Origin of the sequence: Paraburkholderia sp. MM5477-R1, from assembly GCF_050436385.1 — a bacterium.
In the GTDB taxonomy this organism is placed as follows: Bacteria; Pseudomonadota; Gammaproteobacteria; order Burkholderiales; family Burkholderiaceae; genus Paraburkholderia; species Paraburkholderia tuberum.
This window is the reverse complement of the sequence record NZ_JBNDMC010000006.1, coordinates 749,510-764,861: the sequence shown is the minus strand read 5'-3', so window position 1 is coordinate 764,861 and position 15,352 is coordinate 749,510. Positions and strand designations below refer to the sequence as shown.

General features: G+C 61.9%; 12 protein-coding genes and 2 pseudogenes. 5 read left to right on the top strand and 9 right to left on the bottom strand.

Annotated features, from left to right (window positions below; genetic code table 11):
- Nucleotides 1–177: 177 nt before the first annotated feature.
- The 5 genes from OKW35_RS21900 to OKW35_RS21880 all read right to left on the bottom strand — a co-directional run bounded on the left by OKW35_RS21900 (nt 178) and on the right by OKW35_RS21880 (nt 6,270).
- Nucleotides 178–2,568 (bottom strand): beta strand repeat-containing protein, encoded by a 2,391-nt coding sequence (locus OKW35_RS21900; RefSeq protein ID WP_429553122.1) that lies wholly within the window; start codon nt 2,566–2,568, stop codon nt 178–180.
- A gap of 592 nt (nt 2,569–3,160) precedes the next feature.
- Nucleotides 3,161–3,625 (bottom strand): hypothetical protein, encoded by a 465-nt coding sequence (locus tag OKW35_RS21895; RefSeq protein WP_429353035.1) that lies wholly within the window; start codon nt 3,623–3,625, stop codon nt 3,161–3,163.
- A 340-nt stretch (nt 3,626–3,965) separates the two neighbouring features.
- The gene (locus tag OKW35_RS21890; RefSeq protein WP_429353034.1) at nt 3,966–4,520 is read right to left on the bottom strand and encodes a TetR/AcrR family transcriptional regulator; all 555 of its coding nucleotides are present in this window, start codon (nt 4,518–4,520) and stop codon (nt 3,966–3,968) included.
- 77 nt (nt 4,521–4,597) lie between these two features.
- Nucleotides 4,598–5,326, bottom strand: a complete 729-nt coding sequence (locus OKW35_RS21885; RefSeq protein WP_429553121.1) for a GNAT family N-acetyltransferase — start codon at nt 5,324–5,326, stop codon at nt 4,598–4,600.
- Nucleotides 5,327–5,370: 44 nt separating this feature from the next.
- Nucleotides 5,371–6,270 carry an NmrA family NAD(P)-binding protein gene (locus tag OKW35_RS21880; protein WP_429553120.1) on the bottom strand — a complete coding sequence of 300 codons (900 nt, stop codon included), beginning with the start codon at nt 6,268–6,270 and terminating at the stop codon, nt 5,371–5,373.
- Between the two features lie 167 nt (nt 6,271–6,437).
- Here OKW35_RS21880 and OKW35_RS21875 point away from each other — a divergent pair, with 167 nt between their 5' ends.
- From OKW35_RS21875 to OKW35_RS21855, 5 genes and pseudogenes are all read left to right on the top strand, one after another.
- Nucleotides 6,438–7,499 carry an alpha/beta fold hydrolase gene (locus tag OKW35_RS21875; RefSeq protein ID WP_429402579.1) on the top strand — a complete coding sequence of 354 codons (1,062 nt, stop codon included), beginning with the start codon at nt 6,438–6,440 and terminating at the stop codon, nt 7,497–7,499.
- A 62-nt stretch (nt 7,500–7,561) separates the two neighbouring features.
- The gene (locus tag OKW35_RS21870; protein WP_184063183.1) at nt 7,562–8,554 is read left to right on the top strand and encodes an alpha/beta hydrolase; all 993 of its coding nucleotides are present in this window, start codon (nt 7,562–7,564) and stop codon (nt 8,552–8,554) included.
- 76 nt (nt 8,555–8,630) lie between these two features.
- Nucleotides 8,631–9,275, top strand: a pseudogene (locus OKW35_RS21865) (tyrosine-type recombinase/integrase); the annotation flags it as partial.
- Between the two features lie 21 nt (nt 9,276–9,296).
- A complete protein-coding gene (locus tag OKW35_RS21860; RefSeq protein ID WP_429553119.1) occupies nt 9,297–10,466 on the top strand; it encodes an IS91 family transposase in 1,170 nt (389 codons plus the stop codon).
- A 470-nt stretch (nt 10,467–10,936) separates the two neighbouring features.
- A complete protein-coding gene (locus tag OKW35_RS21855) occupies nt 10,937–11,878 on the top strand; it encodes a GNAT family N-acetyltransferase (RefSeq protein ID WP_429553118.1) in 942 nt (313 codons plus the stop codon).
- 395 nt (nt 11,879–12,273) lie between these two features.
- Here the strand turns inward: OKW35_RS21855 and OKW35_RS21850 are convergent, their stop codons facing one another.
- The 4 genes and pseudogenes from OKW35_RS21850 to glyA all read right to left on the bottom strand — a co-directional run.
- Entirely contained in the window at nt 12,274–12,819 is a 546-nt protein-coding gene (locus tag OKW35_RS21850; RefSeq protein ID WP_184063177.1) for an SRPBCC family protein, read from the bottom strand.
- 688 nt (nt 12,820–13,507) lie between these two features.
- On the bottom strand, nt 13,508–14,041 hold the full coding sequence (locus tag OKW35_RS21845) for a DUF5943 domain-containing protein (RefSeq protein ID WP_429402577.1): 534 nt from the start codon (nt 14,039–14,041) through the stop codon (nt 13,508–13,510).
- A gap of 93 nt (nt 14,042–14,134) precedes the next feature.
- Nucleotides 14,135–15,106 carry a dipeptidase gene (locus OKW35_RS21840; protein WP_429553117.1) on the bottom strand — a complete coding sequence of 324 codons (972 nt, stop codon included), beginning with the start codon at nt 15,104–15,106 and terminating at the stop codon, nt 14,135–14,137.
- A gap of 70 nt (nt 15,107–15,176) precedes the next feature.
- Nucleotides 15,177–15,344 (bottom strand): annotated as a pseudogene (gene glyA, locus OKW35_RS21835) (serine hydroxymethyltransferase); the annotation flags it as partial.
- Nucleotides 15,345–15,352 lie beyond the last annotated feature (8 nt).

Here is a 15,352-nt window from a genome sequence, read left to right as displayed (position 1 = left end):
ATTGAACGACCGCTGCCAGGCAGCTTGAAGGGCCGTATCGGGTCGACTTGCGCCAACCGCGCCGGCTGCGCGCTTTGCCGGTGACGCCCAGTCGAGATATGGTTGCCAGTCCACGAAGCGGAGTCGCTCGAAACTGGCACTAAGCCTTACACAGAACTGTAGTCGAGTGCCCGGATATCAGGATCCGCTCAACCAGCGGAGCGTCGGGTAGGGAAATCCGACGACCCAAACACCGTTCGCGCTGAAGTCCCACGTCGGGCCGAAGCTCGCCGGCTCGGTCAGTTGTTCGTCCGTGAGTCCGCTTGAGCTCGCCACCGGTGTGCCCGAGCCGACGCCTGCCGTCGCCCCGGACGACTCGCTGTTCCAGAACACGTCCGCGGCGATCCGGCCGCTATTCGTGCCCGCGATACCGCCTGTCGTTGCACCCGGATCAGGCGCGAGTGTCGACTTGGCATAGGACTCGCGAATAACGCCCGCATTGCTGCCGACCAGTCCGCCGACCACAGCGCCGCCCGTCAAGATTTCGATTGCGTTCGATTGGTTAATGCCGCCATGATTCGTGCCGACGAGTCCCCCGATCGTGGCTTTCGCACCGGCACCCGCCCTATGTTCGGCCACAGACTGTTCGATGCAACCATCGTTCGTACCGGCAAGGCCACCGACCATGCCCGCGCCGCTGACTTGCACCGCAGCGAACGACTGTTCGACGAGGCCGCGATTTTCGCCGACGATCCCTCCGGCCACGCTGCTTGTGTCGCCCGTGGATTGGACGCTACCGAAGACGCCGACCTGCACAATGAGCCCATAGTTGGTGCCGGCGAGCAAGCCGACCGGTCCTGCGGAGGAGGTCGCTGAGCTTTGTGTGAGATCAAAATTGCGCACGACGCCGGTTTTGCCGATCACGCCGAAAAGCCCGGTATCGGCGTCGCCGGAGATGTTGAGTCCCGTGACGACATGGCCCATACCGTCGAACTGACCCGTGAACGGTGTGGCAGCGGTGCCGATGCCGCCGAAATTCACCGGATCCAGGAAATCGATTGACAGGTTGCCCAACGCATAGTTGCCCGCGAGATTGTTATTCACCGCATTAAGGTCCGCCAGGTAGTTAATTAGCTGATAGGCGGTGATCTGCGTCACCAGGCCACTAAACGGCGCGGCACTCCAGGAAGGATTGCTGCGCAACGTACCGGGCGTGTATCTGCCGTTCATGTCGTAGAGCGCCGTGACGATGCCCGTGCTTCGCGACCAGTCGATGGTGCCCAGGTTGGTCACGCTGCCGCCGTTGTCGAAGCCATGCCAGTCGGCATTGAGAATCAGCGAGCCTGTGCCGCGATTGGCGATGGTCGCGTTCGGCGCAATGGTCAGCGAGTGCGCCGCGTCGAGCGTCAGCGACGCGGCGCCGTGCCAGCGAATGCTCGCGTCGATAGCGATGTCTCCCCCGCCGGTCGCCCCTAGCAGGCCGTCGCCGCCGTTCGCGTCCACGTTGATCGAGGCACCGTGGCTCAGGCTTGCACTCAGCGTGCGAGCGGTGGAGGCGTCCGTGATGAAGTCCCCCGTTGTGATGTTCCAGGTTTTCGCCTGAACGTCCGCGCCGCCGACCTCGACCTCCTTGCCGGACATATCGACCGCGCCGCCGCTGCCGTCCGCATTGCGTGCGCTGATCTGCGCCCCGCGCGCGTCGACGCTACCGGTGTTGATAACTGAAGTGGCGGTATCGGTGTTCGCGACGAGCCACACGTGGCCGGCGCGTGACGCAGTGCCGGTGGCGCGCAGCGCTCCCGAATGACCCGCGAGCGCGAAAATGTTGCCGTCGGCCGCCTGCAAATTGATGATAGCCGCCTGCACCGAGCCCGTGTTCGTCACCGTGCCGCCGCTTCCGACGTCCACGAAAACTTGCTGATCCGTGCCGTCAAGCAGACGGACCTGACGCCCCACGGCAAGTTCGGCATTGCCGGTTGGCGCATCGATTGTCCCTGCGTTCGTGACCTTGTTAGCCGATATGAGGAACACGTCCCCGCCCGACGAGATGAGTCTGCCGAGATTGATCACATTCGCCGTGGAGCTGCCCGTGTAGACCGACCCACCGATCGCGGGCGGATTCAAAAATGTGTCGTTGGGGATGTCGAGCGTCGAAGCGACGAAGCGCCCGCCCGTCGAGACCACGCCGTTTCGCCCGATTAGAACCCCATGCGGGTTGACAAGGTAAATACTGCCGGTGCCGCTCAGCGTGCCGAGGATCGCGGAGAAGTCGTTACCCGTCACGCGATTGAGTGTCGCGCCCGTGCCGTTGTTGATCGAAACCGTGCCGTGCGGTCCGATCGAGAAACTGTCCCATTCGATGATCCCCCGTGAGCCCGTTTGCGTGATGTTCAGGTTCGTGCCGTTCTGAGCAATGCTTCCTGAGCCGCCTACGAAGCGGCCGCCTTGCGGCAGCGGTCCTGCCGCGAAGGCCTGTTGCCCAGAGAACAGTTCAGTCAGTGCAAGCGCGATGACCAGCGAGATGTTTCGCGACGACCGACAGCTTCCAGATGCGCGCCGTAGACGCGACAATCTAGCAGCAGGGCTCATACGTCCCCCGTGTAAGCGCAAGACGGTCGGCACGCGCGAGGAAAGGGCGCGAACTGCGCGACCCGTGTATGAAGAATAGCGGGAGACGTTGTCGGGATGCGCCTAAATCTACGCGTTTTGCGCCCCTTGTCGGCACGTGTGTGCTCTGCTCACTGTCAGTTGTCCCTTGGATATCTGCCGTAGAGCCTCCACGAGACAGAGTGGCGGCAACGGGTCGCGCAGAGACGTTCGAGACGCCCAGCGTAGCGCGCTTAGCGTACGAAAAGTCCGTTTAGGTGATGAACCGCTGCGCCGCGATCGAAATCCCCCGCCTAGGGTTGCCGCCGATCCAAGTTGCGGGCGGGTGAGCGTAGGCTAAGAATGATCCACCGAGGGTGCCCGTCGCCGGGCGACCCGGCAACCGTCAGGGAGGTAAGTCATGCGTGTTATGGTGAAGTTCTCGTTTTCCGCTGATGCCGGCAACTCCGCCATCCGCGCCGGCAAATTAGAAAAAGTCTTCCAACAGCTAACCGAGGATCTGAAGCCCGAAGCCGCTTATTTCCACGCCGAGAATGGCGACCGGGGCGGCTTCTTCATCGTGAACATGGCGGAATCATCGCAGATTGCCGATACCGCCGAGCGGCTCTTCTTTGGTTTGAACGCCAAGATCGAACTCGTGCCGGTCATGAATGCCGATGACCTGCGCAAAGGTCTGTCGAGCGTGCAGGAAACGATCCGCCGCTACGGCTGAGTCCCCCTGGACGATGACCTCGCCCTTGCCGGCCGCCGCGTCGTAGTCGCGCTCGAGCCATAAGCGGGCATAGCACCGGAACGGAGCCAGCTTCTGATGGTCGCGGCGCAAGATCGCGTCGGCCTCGACGATCTCGGGCACGACGTCGGGGTCGTAGTTGAGGTTCATGGCGAAGACGCAGCGCGAGCGGTTGTCGGCAGTGCCGAACCGCTCGCGCACGGCCTCCTTCGCGCGTTCTAGGCGCTTCTCGAGCTGGCCGAGGATCTGCCGGCCGCGCTCCACCATCCCCCGCGCCACGGCGATGCCGTCATAGCCCGATGCCGTCATAGCCGCGCCGATCGGCAAAGGCGACCGTTTCGTAATCGGGGTACCGTCAAGATTCGGACGTTTACGTACGTCAACGGCGAAACTGTCAGATTTGGTCCTGAGACTTTGCAGCGAGGGTGTCAATTTACGTTGGAAATACCTTAATCTGACGCGTTCCCCGCCGGGCTCTGACGTCCGGCTGAAGTACGCTTCAACTGGACGACACGCAGGCTTATGAGTCAGCAGTCGGCCAACTGCGGCCCTCCGGCCGCTGATCCGCGCAGACATTCGAGCGTCCGCTCTGCTCCATCAACCGGCTTATGATCGAAGCCAGCGAATTATCCTTTTCCGCTGATCGACATCATTCGTACATCTTGAGCATCTCCGCCAGCGCTCCTTCGATTATCCTGTTCGACAGACTCGGGTCATTCACGGCGCGAGCGAGCGCTATTGAACCAACGCAGGTGCTGAAGATCATCACCGCTTTAGCATGGGCGTCTTCTGTATCCGGCAAAGACTGTGCGAGCAAAGCGATGATCTCACTGACACGTTCGGTGAATGCCTCGCGGGTTGCTTCGGGCGCGCGCGGTACGTCGTTGACTAGCGCTGAAATTGGACAACCTCTGCCGAGGTTGTTCCGATGGCTTTCCGACACATATGTGCTTATCGCGCGCTCAGGCGCCGTCTTGAGCGCGGCCTGAATATGCTCGATGTCCTGCAATGCCATGATGAAAGCCTCCGTCACGAGCGCATCGCGTGACTCGAAATGCTTGTAGAAGCCGCCGACGGTTAAGCCGGCTTCTTTCATGATGTCGCCGACACTGATTCCCTCAATGCCGCGCTCGCGCAAACGCCGTGCGGCGACCTGCACAATCCGCTGATGCGTGGCCAGTTTGCCAGCTTGTGAGTGCCCCATTTTCCAGTCTCAAAGATGCATTGTGCTACGAGTCAACCTGAGGCAATGCCGTTCGCCCGGTGCTCCCGCAGCAGCGGTTAGGTCTCGCCCGACGACCTCACAATTGCCGTCAGTTGCAAAGTCCTGGCAATGCGAAAACCGAGCTCCCGATACAGACGAACGGCGGAAACATTATTCGTGAACACATGAAGGAACGGTATTCTGTCGCGTTCCTGGATGGTTGCCGCCAGGTGCTCCATCAACAGTCGACCCAACCCTCGGCCGCGCCACTCGGGGTGCGTGCACACGGCGCTGATTTCGACGTACTTGCCGGCAGTCATTCGTTCGCCCGCCATTGCCACCAGCTGGCCGCTCTCCCTAACGCCAAAGAAGTGACCCAATTCGTTGGTCCGGGCGTTGAATGGTCCAGGCTCCGTCATTTCGGCGAGTCGGAGCATATCAGGTGTGTCGTAGACACCGAGTCGCATGATCCGCTCATCGGACGATACGGTGAACCTGTTGGCGGCAACCATCTGATTTGCAACAGCCTCGCGCACCACTTCGAAGCCGGGCGGCAAGTCCGGTTTGGCCGCCGTGAAGAATGAAAGGCGCTGTCCCGGCTGGAGCATTGCTGCAACTTGAGAGACGCTTTGCGCAGTGTAATTTTGCGCGGCCCCGAACGGCGCAAATTCCGGGCGATACCGGGCACCGCCTTCGCGGCGCTCGATGAAGGCCGGAGGCGCTTCGCTCAGAGCGATCCATACGGGATTGGCGAGGTATTCCTCGGTCCCGATCTCACTGGCTGCATCAATGCGGGAGGACTGCATGACAAGCTCCTGTTTTGTTCGTCTTCTCTGCTGTGGAATCGCGGTCAGGCGAACCGTGCCGCGTGCTTCCTGATAAAAGCCTGGACCGTCATCGGCGGAGTACCGGTCAAATCCTCAATGAAGGAATTGGTGCCGGCGAAAACGCCTTCCTGGTAATCGACGGCAACCGACAGGAGATGCTGCGTGAAGGTGTCGCTGAATTTTGCATCCGTATTCAGGCGCTGTTTGAACAGATCGAGATCGACTGGTTGGTACGAGACCGTCCTACCCAACGCCTTGCTCATCTCCGCCGCAATCTCATGGTGATTCATCTCGACCGGCCCGTAGAGCGGATAGACCTTGCCCGCGTGCGACGCCGGATCGCGAAGGATCGCGGCAATCACGCGACCCTGATCCTCGGCTGCAATCGGCGCATGGCGCCCTTCGCCAAAGGGCAGACGCAGCATCCCGTCCTTTTTGACGGACGCGACTTGACCCGGGTAGGTCAACCATTGAGCGAAGAACGTGGGGCGCAGATGCGTGACCGGCGTGCCGGCCCAGTCGAACACCTGTTCCGAGATCCAGTGGTCTCGCGCGGCATGGCTTTTCGCTTCACGGCGAGCCGAAATCTGCGACATGTTCACAATCGATTCGATTCCGGTCTCACGGGCGGCCTGTGCAAACGAAGCGCTGGCCGCTATCCCACCAGCCTCGATCGGATAAACGAAATAGGCCGATGAGATGCCTTGAAGAGCGCGTGCGACATCGTCGATATCCGAGAGATCGCCAACCAGCACCTCGACGCCCTGTGCGCGCAGCCGCTCTGAGCGAGCGTCCTCGCGTCGCACCAGGGTTCGTACCTGTTCGCCTGCAGCTAAAAGGGCCGTTGTCGTTGCTCCGCCCGTGTCACCAGTCGCGCCTGCGATAAAAAATTTACGAAAAGCCATTTGAAAGCTCCGCTCCATTCGTTAATTGGGAGGGTGATGAACGTTTCAGTCACCGGATCTGAGCTGGAGTATAGTCATAATCCTGAACGGCGATAGATGAGAATTCCGTACTAGTCTTTTGCGGAATGCCGTTCTCGAGGCGGGCGGCAAGTGAGTCACGCTGCGCTTGCGAACTCACGCTGCAAATGGAATCGAAAACCGCGTCCTTTCTGGACGACCGACCACCGGAGAATGCTCCTGCCATGATCGCCCACACGTTCGCCTCACCCCGCCATTCCACGCGCTATTGGGAGGCCGGGCCCGCCGAGGGGCCACTGATGATCCTCCTTCACGGCTGGCCCGGGCTCGGTCTGATGTGGCGCGCGCAGATCGAGGCTTTCGCGTCGGAGGGCTGGCGCTGCATTGCACCGGACATGCGCGGATACGGCGGCTCATCGACACCAGGCGCGCCCGATGCCTATGCACTCAAAGAGATCGTTGACGATATGGTCGAGCTTCATGACCATCTGGGCGCAAGTCCGGCAATATGGGTCGGCCACGACCTCGGAAGCCCGGTGGCCGGGGCGCTGGCTGCGCATCACGCGAAGCGCAGCCGTGCCGTTGTGTTCGTCTCCGTTCCGTATATGCCCGAGAGCTTCGGGTTGCGCAGTCTGCTGCCCCTGGTCGATCGCACGCTCTATCCCGCCGACCAGTATCCGGACGGGCAATGGGACTACTACCGCTTCTATCTGACTCATTTCGATCAGACCGTTACCGACTTCAATGCCGACATAGCGGCGACACTGGCGGCGATCTATCGGTCTGGAGACCCGAAATCCGTGGACCACATCTATCGCTCTGCGCTGGTCTCGCGCAATGGAGGCTGGTTCGGGTCGGCACGTCGCGCGCCGACGGTGGCGCCGGACGCGGCGCTCTGGCCGTCGGCTGACTTCGACGCGCTGGTTAATGTGTTCCGTGTGACCGGTTTTCGTCCGGGTAACGCCTGGTATCTGAACGATGACGCCAACATCGCCTACGCTCGAATTGCGCCCGACAGCGGCCGCCTGAGCCAGCCTGTGCTGTTCGTGAACGGCGAATTTGATGGCATCTGCGATATCACCCGCAGCGCTCTCGGCGAGCCCATGCGAAACGCCTGCACGGATCTGTCTGTGGCGACGCTGGGCGCAGGCCACTGGCTTCCGCTCGAACGCAAGGCTGAACTCGTCCAGGTAATCCGCGCCTGGCTCGAGGCGAAAAGGCTGTCGTAGCCATCACGGTCACATCCTGACCCGGATAGGGTCCTGCAGGTCGACTAAAGGAGTTGAATGAAATGAGCGCATCGAACAGCGATGAAGTGATTTCAGATTTGAGCGATGGCATCAAACAATACGACATTGCGACCAACGGCATTACCTTGCACGTAACGGAGCAAGGTGAGGGGCCAGCAGTGCTGTTCTGCCACGGTTTCCCGGACACCGCCTATACGTGGCGGCGGCAGATGAAGGCCATTGCGGCGGCGGGTTTTCGTGCGATTGCCCCGGATATGCGCGGTTATGGGCGAAGCTCGGCTCCAGTCGACGCAAACCTCTACACACCGTTGCACACGGCAGGCGACCTGATTGGCCTGCTCGATGCGCTAGCGATTCCCCGCGCCGTCCTCGTCGGACATGACTGGGGGGCGACCCATGCATGGAACGCGGCGCTGATGCGCCCGGACAGATTTCCGGCGGTGTTCTGCCTCAGTGTCCCTTTCGTGCCGCGCGGAGACGCTAGTGTTTTCGACAGAATGCGAAAGGCGGGGCTTCAAGACAAGTTCTATATGTTCGAGCAAATTCGGGCCGACGCCGACGAAATCTGGGCCAACGCAGCGGTGACCATTCCCGGCATTCTGTATTGGGCATCGGGTACCGCGCCAGCTGGCCAGCAGTGGAGTCCGCTGGATCCGGCTCGAAGCCTTCATCGTACTGCCCCTGGACCGTTGCCTTCGTGGGCCCCAACAGACTATGTAGCGCATAACATCGCGGAATTTCAGCGTACCGGTTTCCACGGAGGGTTGAATTACTACCGCGCGGCGGAGCCGTATTTCGCCTTGTCCGCTCCGTGGAAGGGCGCGAAGATCGTTCAGCCGTCGTTTTTTATCTGGGGCAAGGCGGACGGTCTGAAAGAGCTATATCCGCTTAGCCTCGACGACCTTCGCGCCGGCTTACCGGGCCTTGTAGGAGGACTCGAACTCGATAACGTGGGGCATTGGGTTCAGCATGAGGCCGCCGCCGATGTCAGCGATCAACTGCTGAAGTTCGTGCGTACCCTTGATCTCGCATGATCGTTTCGGACACTGTCCGGTGTAGTCTCTGCTCCTGGCTCCGTTTAATCGAGCGAAGAAAATGGCGGCGTAACGGGGCCTGAAGTTCTTCTTCACAGTCACGCTCGACCGGCCCGAGCTGATGGTCAGGATGCAACCGGTGCGCGTGCCCCGCATATTGCCCGTCGTGCTCAGTCCCGATGAAGTGCGGCGACTGATCGAGGCGGCCGGCAACCTGAAGCACCAGACCACGCTGTCGGTCGCGTACGGCGCGGGGCTACGCGCCAGCGAAGTGGTAGCGCTGAAGGTCACCGACGTCGACAGCGAACGCATGACACTGCGCATCGAGCAGGGCAAGGGGCGCCGTGACCGCTACGCCATGCTCTCGCCGGTGCTGCTCGAGCGTCTGCGTGTGTGGTGGTGCGTGGCCCGTGCGCAGGGCAGGATGCTCGATGGCGGGTGGCTGTTTCCCGGGCTCGATCCGCTCGATCCGTTAAGCACGCGACAGTTGAACCGTGCCATTCATGCCGCCGCCGAGGCTGCGAACATCGACAAGCGCATGTCCATGCACACGCTGCGGCATAGCTTTGCGACACACCTGCTTGAACAGAAGGTGGACATCCGCGTGATCCAGGTGCTGCCCGGCCATGCGAAGCTTGAGAACACCGCGCTCTGCGTCCAGGTGGCCACCGACCTGCTGCACGAGGTCACCAGTCCGCTGGACCGCCTGCCTGCCGGGTAGGCCCGCGCGCTGTAACGCCTCATGCTGGAGGTTGCGGACATCTTCCGCAGCCATGGACCAGCGTGGCAAACCACGACACACCTGAGCCTGGGGCAGCTGAAGGTCATGTCGGCCATCGAACGGTGCCGCACGGCGGCACTGGGTGGACATGTGCTGCGCTGTTCAGGCTGCGCAAGGACAGAGGTGTCCTTCAACTCGTGCCGGAACCGGCATTCCCCGAAGTGCCAGGCCAGCGCCGCCCACCGCTGGCTGGAAGCACGCCAGGCCGATCTGCTACCCGTCGAATACTTCCACGTCGTCTTCACGCTCCCCGCGCCCGTCAGTGCGATCGCCTGGTACAACAAACGGATCATCTACGGCCTGCTGCTCGACATCGCCGCCGACACGCTGCGTACCATCGCCGCGGATCCCAGCCACCTCGACGCCCAGATCGGCGCCACGCTCGTACTGCATACCTGGGGCTCGGCGCTCACGCATCACCCGCATGTGCACGGCATCGTGCCCGGTCGCGGGCTGTCGCCTGACGGTGAGCGCTGGATCGCCTGCCGGCCCGGCTTCTTCCTGCCCGCGCGCGTCCTGTCACGCCTGTTCCGGCGCCGCTTCCTCGAGGCACTCCAGTCGGTTCACCACCGTGGCGACCTGCAGTTCTTCGGCGAGTACACCGGGCTCGCTGACCCCGCCACCTTTGCCCGGTGGCTTGCGCCGCTACGTACCTGCGAATGGGTGGTCTACGCCAAGCGCCCGTTCGCCGGACCGAAGGCGGTGCTCGAGTACCTCTCACGCTACACGCACCGCGTCGCCATCTCCAACCAGCGCCTGGTCACCTTCGATGAGCGTGGCGTGACGTTCCGCTGGAAGGACTACCGTGCGAAGGGACGCACCCGCTACAAGACCCTGACCCTCGAAACCGGCGAATTCATACGCCGCTTCCTGCTCCATGTGCTACCCGGCGGCTTCCATCGGATCGGTCATTACGGACTGCTCGCCAACCCGGTGCGCCGTACCAGTCTCGCGAGGGTGCGCAATCTGCTGCACGTCGCACCCGAGATCAGCCCGTCACCGGACGAGGCCATCGTCGCAACCCGCCCCGTCTTCATCTGCCGGCACTGCGGCGCACCGATGATCGTCATCGACATCCTCGCGCGCAGCGCCCCGATCCGTGCACCGCCAATGCGCCGGGATCAGACATGAACTCCACGGTTCCTCGACCTGCCTGTCGAACGTTCGCTCTGCGGCAACGCGGCCCAGGGGCGGACGTTTGCGCGTGTCGCTTCGCGAAGCGCTTCGCCCGCGCGCGTCATCCTCGCGCATGCACGACTGCACCGCTCCGCCACGGCGTCAGCGCCCGCTTGGCACCTCGCCTGACCGTGCCGCATCCGACGCCACTCAGCATCCCGGTCTATCAATCGCCATAGCCGTGAAGCTCCGAGCGCATCGGAGCACTCCGCGGTTTCCTCCATCGGGCTTATTCGACGCCTGCCGACATGCGCGGAGGCATGCACATTCCTGCGGCCGATGGCAGGCATCGAATAAACCTTAACGACCTCGGCCTGACGGGGCCGCCCGTAAACCTCAACAGACCTCCGCCCCGCCTATTCGCGAGGACCCGACCGTATGCTACGATCGTTGCAGGTCATGGCCGAGGACGGGGGATTGCCAACATGCTCAACGTTCGTCCACTTGAAGAGCGCGACCTGCCGGAGGGGCAGCGCATCGTGCGGCGCGCCTTCGGTACCTTCTTCGGCGTCGCCGATCCCGATAATTTCTGGACCGATTTCGACTACGTCTATGGCCGCTTCGGATGCGAGCATACCGCCGCCTTCGCTGCCGACCACGACGGCACGCTCGCCGGCGTCAACTTCGCCACCAACTGGGGCAGTGTCGGCTTTTTCGGCCCACTCTCGGTTCGCCCTGATCTGTGGGACAAGGGCATCGCCCAGCCGCTGGTCGCAGCGGTCTCGGAACAATTCGCGAACTGGGGCACGCGCCATGCCGGCCTGTGCACGTTCGCCCAAAGCACGAAGCACATTTGGCTCTATCAGAAGTTCGGCTTCTATCCGCGCTTTCTCACCGCGATCATGGCGGCGCCGGCGGCGGCGTCCGGCCCGCTGCCGCAGGACGCGCGCTATACGGCGCTCGCGGCCGGCGAGCGGCGGGCGGCGGAAGAAGCGAGCCGCGCGCTCAGCGACGAGATCCTCGACGGCCTCGATCTCTCCGCTGAGATCCGCACCGTCGCCGCGCGCGGCCTCGGCGACGCCCTGCTGTTATGGGAGCGTTCGGGCCAGCTGGGCGGCTTCGCGGTTTGCCATTGGGGACCGGCGAGCGAGGCCGGTGCCGATTGTCTCTTCATCAAATTCGGCGCGGTGCGCCCCGGTCCGGGTGCCTCCGATCGGTTCGGCGCGCTGCTCGACGCCGCCAGCGCGCTCGCCACCGCATTGGGGATGGCGAGGGTCCTGGCTGGGGTCAATACCGGGCGCGAGCAAGCCTATCGCCAGATGATGGCACGCGGTTTCCGCAACCAAATGCAGGTGGTGACCATGCATCGGCCTAACGAGCCTGCCTACAGCCGCCCTAACGACTTCGTCCTCGACGATTGGCGCTAGGAAGTTCTGCTCACCTCCTGCCCCACCGATCTCGGCGACATGTGGCCGTCGATGCTTCTCACGATGGAAGACGAGGCGGATTTCCCCGCCCGTCGACATGAAGACAGAGTCGGTTTCCTCTCCATTGCGCCACCGTCTATCGGAGCCCCTGCCGCGCGAGCGGTCTAGGCCCGCGATCCGAAGCGGACTTTCCAATGAATGGCGGATTCAACCGGCGCGGATTCAACCGGTGTGAACGGACACTCAAATGTCCAAATCGTGGCAATGGCGAACGACCGCATATGGCACCCTCTTGCGCTTCGATTGCCCTCACGAATGGCCGCTAGCAGACTTGTACCCAAGGATTCAGTCTGGTCGTGAAAACGCCAAGTCACAACGCCAGCCGAGCGACGTTGCTAATGCTGCGGTGACGCTTCCACAAGGCTCTTAAGTCGCAAGACTGCCGTATCCGATTCAGATTGAATCCGCGCGCGCAGCACGGACCAGTTCAATATCGCGAACCACAACGACGGCGCGCGATAGGTGAATTCACGTTCGAAACGGGTTCCGCTCACAGTCGATGTCAGCGAATAAGTGACGGTGCCGGCCGATCTGCCGTCAATCTTTCCTGCTATCACCCACTTGCTCGGACGCACACGTGCCGCGACTGTCCACACAACGCGGCCACGCCTGCCCGCCACCCTGAATTCCTCCGTTACCTGCTCGCCCACATCGAGCGAATGTTCCACCGAACCGCTGACCGCGAGCGATGACGGATGCCAGATTGGCCAGTGAGCCGGCGTCGTGACATAGTCGAACACGACCGTGGGAGGGCGTTGTATCGACGCAACCGAAATGATGCGCGTGTCGAGCGCAATTCGCTGCGGCAACGGGATAAAGAGCACCGCGATGGCGACGAGCACCGCCAATATTGCGGTGACGAACCGCGTACGGATTTTCATAGCGCCTTGTACTCTCCGCTGTCACAGGCGAAGCTATTTTACGGCGGAGTGGAAAGGACGGCGATCGGCGGCATTCGCCAGGTGCAACGGCCATTCGCTCGGTCAGATTGGCCAGCACGTTGTCGGCCTAAGCGGTCAGTCCCCAGGGTGCTCAGTAGCGACGCGGATATCTGCTTTGAATTCGGACCGCTCCGTAGGGAGGCGAATGCGGGGGCCGGATTTCGTTCCCGTGACCCTGTCGGCCCTACTCGCACAGCGGATTTTATATGTCACGCTATGACACTTTTGCGGGGGAGTCGCTAATGGTACATAACCCCGGCGCTTATGACAGGAAATCGCGCCTACCGGGGCCCCCCTAATAGACCTAATAGAGCCGTAAGACTTCCTTGATCTGACGCATGGATAACCTGTTGTTCGGCATTCGCACTCCCGACGCAAAAACGTCGAGGGTGCCATGGGTTACCCGCGTGGTTACCTCACATTCCAGCGCTCGACTTCACGTGAAATTCATGCTCGGGCAGTCGTGGAATCCGCGCTCGGGCAAGCGTGGAATCTGCGCTCGACTTGCCGTCGAATACGCACTTGTACGTCGCGTCAGGGACACGATGTCCGTTCTCGCGTACTGCAATGGCCTACGCTCCGGCGCCGTCTCTCAGCATCTCAGGTCAGCTTATTGCGAGAAAACGGTTTATTGCGCGACTGGCGACACTTCGAACACGCAGTGGTCGTGGCCTTCCGCTGCGCATTGCACTTCCTTCGACTGCGAGCGCGGAGCGCCCTCGCCAGCTTCAGTAGTGTCGTTCACCCAGTCCATAGCGCCGGCGAACCAGCCCGCGAACATGTAGCAAAGCTTGCCGTGCTTGCCCGGTTGCGCCAGCACGAAGGATGAGTGACGGAGTTCGACGCGCGCACGCGCGCTCACCGGATCGACTTCGACGATCGTGAAGATGCCCCATCCTCGTTGCGAAAGACGCTTCACGTAATGCTCGAATACGGCTATGCCACTGATGCCGTGCTGCTTTGCTTCCTTGTCGCACCAGTGATAGGCCGACTTGTAACCCGCCTTGTAGAGGATCTCCGCGTAGGCATCACGCCCGAGCGCCTCTTCGACAGCCGTGTGATTGTTCGTGAAGAAATGGCGCGGGACGTACAGCATCGGCAGTGCGTCAGAGGTCCAGACGCCAGTGTTCGGATCGACGTCGATCGGCAGTTGCGGTTGCATCGCGAGGGTGCTCCGAGGGGTGAGTTTCGGTTCGCGCGGGCGCTCGTCACGGCGCCCGTCGCGTTTCGATGAATGAGGATCGGTCTTCGGTGCTTATGCGCCCCAGACATCGCGGAACACGCGCACCCAGTTTTCGCCCATGATCTTGCGGATGCGCGTCTCGCTCCAGCCTGCGCGCTGCATGGCCGCGGTGAGGTTCGGGAACTCGCCGATCGTGCGGATGCCTTCCGGGTTCACGACCTTGCCGAAGTTCGTCAGACGGCGATAGCGGCCTTTGTCGTGCGTGAGCCAGTCGAAGAAGTCGACGCTGTAGCCCTGCGTGAAATCGGTGCCGATGCCCACCGTATCTTCGCCGGCCAGGTTGACGACATAGTCGATGGCTTCGATGTAGTCCTCGACCGTCGCATCGATTCCGCGCTTGAGGAACGGCGCGAACATCGTCACGCCGATGAAGCCGCCGGCCTCGGCGATTTCCTTCAGCTGTTCATCTGACTTGTTGCGCGGGTGCTCCTTGAGACCCGACGGCAGGCAATGCGAATAGCAGACCGGCTTCTTCGAGAACGCAATGGCCTCCGACGACGTATTGCCACCAACGTGCGACAGATCGACCATGATCCCGACGCGGTTCATTTCGGTAATCACTTCGCGGCCGAAATCCGACAGCCCACCGTCGCGCTCATAGCAACCGGTGCCGACCAGGTTCTGCGTGTTGTAGCAAAGCTGCACGACGCGCACGCCCATGTCGGCGAAGGCTTCGATATAGCCGAGGTTGTCCTCGAACGCATGCGCGTTCTGGAAGCCCAGGATCACCCCAGTGCGGTTTTCCGTCTTCGCACGCGCGATGTCTTCGGTGGTGCGCACGAGCGTCAGCAACTCACTGTTTGCGCGGATCTGCTGCTTCATCAACGAGATGTTGTCGACGGTCTTCGTAAAGCTCTCCCACACCGACACCGTACAGTTGGCCGCGGTGATGCCGCCCTTCCTCATGTCCTCGAACACCGAGCGGTCGAATTTCGAAATGTTCAGGCCGTCGATGATGATGCTGTTCTCATGCAGATTGCTCATTCGATGCTCCGTATAGGCTTCTGGCGTGTGGGGTCGCTATGGCTGTGCGCAAGCTTGGCGATTCGGCGAATCAGTAAATCGGAAAGCGTTCGCACAGCGCGAAAATCTCACGGCGTACGCGCTGTTCAGTGGCCGCATCCCCATCCGGATGGCGGCCCAGCGCATCGAACACTTCGAGGATCAGGCGGCCAACCTCGCGGAATTCGCCGACGCCAAAGCCGCGCGTCGTGCCGGCCGGCAGTCTCG

What these genes read in the sequence shown, in the direction of transcription:
- OKW35_RS21900 (WP_429553122.1), bottom strand. Translation starts at nt 2,568, where the DNA reads ATGAGCCCTGCTGCTAGATTGTCGCGTCTACGGCGCGCATCTGGAAGC.
- OKW35_RS21895 (WP_429353035.1), bottom strand. Translation starts at nt 3,625, where the DNA reads ATGACGGCATCGGGCTATGACGGCATCGCCGTGGCGCGGGGGATGGTG.
- OKW35_RS21890 (WP_429353034.1), bottom strand. Translation starts at nt 4,520, where the DNA reads ATGGGGCACTCACAAGCTGGCAAACTGGCCACGCATCAGCGGATTGTG.
- OKW35_RS21885 (WP_429553121.1), bottom strand. Translation starts at nt 5,326, where the DNA reads ATGCAGTCCTCCCGCATTGATGCAGCCAGTGAGATCGGGACCGAGGAA.
- OKW35_RS21880 (WP_429553120.1), bottom strand. Translation starts at nt 6,270, where the DNA reads ATGGAGCGGAGCTTTCAAATGGCTTTTCGTAAATTTTTTATCGCAGGC.
- OKW35_RS21875 (WP_429402579.1), top strand. Translation starts at nt 6,438, where the DNA reads ATGGAATCGAAAACCGCGTCCTTTCTGGACGACCGACCACCGGAGAAT.
- OKW35_RS21870 (WP_184063183.1), top strand. Translation starts at nt 7,562, where the DNA reads ATGAGCGCATCGAACAGCGATGAAGTGATTTCAGATTTGAGCGATGGC.
- OKW35_RS21860 (WP_429553119.1), top strand. Translation starts at nt 9,297, where the DNA reads ATGCTGGAGGTTGCGGACATCTTCCGCAGCCATGGACCAGCGTGGCAA.
- OKW35_RS21855 (WP_429553118.1), top strand. Translation starts at nt 10,937, where the DNA reads ATGCTCAACGTTCGTCCACTTGAAGAGCGCGACCTGCCGGAGGGGCAG.
- OKW35_RS21850 (WP_184063177.1), bottom strand. Translation starts at nt 12,819, where the DNA reads ATGAAAATCCGTACGCGGTTCGTCACCGCAATATTGGCGGTGCTCGTC.
- OKW35_RS21845 (WP_429402577.1), bottom strand. Translation starts at nt 14,041, where the DNA reads ATGCAACCGCAACTGCCGATCGACGTCGATCCGAACACTGGCGTCTGG.
- OKW35_RS21840 (WP_429553117.1), bottom strand. Translation starts at nt 15,106, where the DNA reads ATGAGCAATCTGCATGAGAACAGCATCATCATCGACGGCCTGAACATT.